Origin of the sequence: Curtobacterium sp. B18, assembly GCF_000333375.1 — a bacterium.
In the GTDB taxonomy this organism is placed as follows: Bacteria; Actinomycetota; Actinomycetes; order Actinomycetales; family Microbacteriaceae; genus Curtobacterium.
In genome coordinates this window covers 1-1,863 of the sequence record NZ_BACZ01000596.1, presented here as the reverse complement: position 1 = coordinate 1,863, position 1,863 = coordinate 1, and the positions used below count along the sequence as shown (strand labels likewise).

Below are 1,863 nucleotides of genomic sequence, written 5' to 3'. Positions count from 1 at the left end.
CGTCTCGACCGGGTCGGCGTCGCCGAGCTCCTCGTGCACACGAACGCCGACCTCGTCGGGAAGACCATCAAGGAGTCCGGTCTCTGGGACCGCGACATCACCGTCCTCACGCTGCACCGCGGCTCCGGCGTCATCCCCAACCCCCGGAGCGGCGTCGCGCTCGAACCCGGGGACCGCCTGCTCTGCTTCGGCAAGCTGGAGGAGATGCGATCGATGATCCCGGAGCGTCGGAAGCGTCGCGCGAAGGTCCGGAAACTCCCCAAGGAACCACGCCAGCCCGAGGCGTGAGGCGCATCCGGAGCGCACTGTCCCCCGCCTGTCAGCGCTTCCGGATCGCGTACCCAGGCCAGATGCCCGCGACGCGATCGGCCGGACGTGGCAGATGTCGACCGTGCAGCTCGACTTCAACCTGCCGGAGCGCTTCGACCTCGAGTACGCGGCGGCGGACGGCACGCGTCAGCGTCCGGTGATGATCCACCGCGCGCTCTTCGGTTCGATCGAGCGGTTCTTCGGCGTCCTCACCGAGCACTACGCCGGCGCCTTCCCGGCGTGGCTCGCGCCGGTCCAGGTCGTCGCGATCCCGGTCGCGGCCGAGTACGGCGACTACCTCGACGAGGTCGTCGCGAAGCTCCGTGCGCACGGCGTCCGCGCCGAGGTCGACCACTCGGACGACCGCATGCAGAAGAAGATCCGCACGCACACGAAGCAGAAGGTGCCGTTCCAGCTCATCGCGGGCGGCGACGACCGCGACGCCGGCGCGGTGTCGTTCCGCTTCCGCGACGGCCGTCAGGACAACGGCGTGCCGGTGGACGAGGCGGTCGAGCGCATCCTCACCGCCATCCGCGAGCGCGCGCAGGTCTGATGACCCGGCCAGGAGGCACGGATCCCGCCCGGGGGACCGGTCACGTCGACGACGTGGCCGGTCCCACATCCGTGCCCACCGCGACCGGGTCGGCCGACGACCCGCTCGTCATCCGCGACGCCGCGACCGGCGCCGCGGTGCCGGACGCGTTCCAGCGCCTCTGGAACCCGCACCGGATGGCGTACATCGACGCCGGCCGCGAGGGGAAGGGCCGCGGACACGACGACGACTGCCCGTTCTGCGAGGCCCCGCACAAGTCCGACGAGGACGGCCTCATCGTCGCCCGCGGCGAGCACGCCTACGTCCTCCTCAACCTGTTCCCGTACAACAACGGGCACCTGCTCGTCTGCCCGTACCGCCACGTCCCGCTCTACGACGAGGCGACGCCGGACGAACTCCGCGAGATCGGCGAGCTCACCCAGACGGCGATGCGCGTCCTGCGTGCCGTGTCGCACTGCGACGGCTTCAACATCGGGATGAACCAGGGCGAGGTCGCGGGGGCCGGGGTGGCCGGCCACCTGCACCAGCACATCGTCCCGCGGTGGCAGTCCGACGCGAACTTCTTCCCGATCATCGCGCGGACGAAGTCGATGTCCCAGCTGCTCGGCGAGACCCGCCGACTCGTCGCCGACGGGTGGCCCTCGGAGCACTAGACTGTCGGCATCATGAGCGACAGCAGCAGCACCACGAGCACCCCCGGCACCTCGATCACCGGCTCGGACCGCGTCAAGCGCGGCCTCGCCGAGATGCTCAAGGGCGGCGTGATCATGGACGTCGTCGACGCCGAGCAGGCCCGCATCGCGGAAGAGGCCGGCGCGACCGCCGTCATGGCCCTCGAGCGCGTCCCCGCCGACATCCGTGCGCAGGGTGGCGTCGCCCGCATGTCCGACCCGTCGATGATCGAGGAGATCATCGCCGCGGTGTCGATCCCCGTCATGGCGAAGGCCCGCATCGGCCACTTCGTCGAGGCGCAGGTGCAGCAGGAGCTCGGCGTCGACTAC

At 70.8% G+C, this 1,863-nt stretch carries 2 protein-coding genes and 2 pseudogenes; all 4 read left to right on the top strand.

Annotated features, from left to right (window positions below):
• Window positions 1-288, top strand: a 288-nt coding sequence (locus I5E_RS16250) for a cation:proton antiporter regulatory subunit (protein WP_031262974.1), incomplete at its 5' end; no start/stop codon positions are given.
• Window positions 289-352: 64 nt separating this feature from the next.
• A pseudogene (locus I5E_RS16245) lies at window positions 353-862 on the top strand (His/Gly/Thr/Pro-type tRNA ligase C-terminal domain-containing protein); the annotation flags it as partial.
• A complete protein-coding gene (locus I5E_RS16240; protein WP_441294338.1) occupies window positions 862-1,515 on the top strand; it encodes an HIT family protein in 654 nt (217 codons plus the stop codon). The pseudogene I5E_RS16245 and the gene I5E_RS16240, both read left to right, overlap by 1 nt.
• A 12-nt stretch (window positions 1,516-1,527) precedes the next feature.
• Window positions 1,528-1,863, top strand: a pseudogene (locus I5E_RS16235) (pyridoxal 5'-phosphate synthase lyase subunit PdxS); the annotation flags it as partial.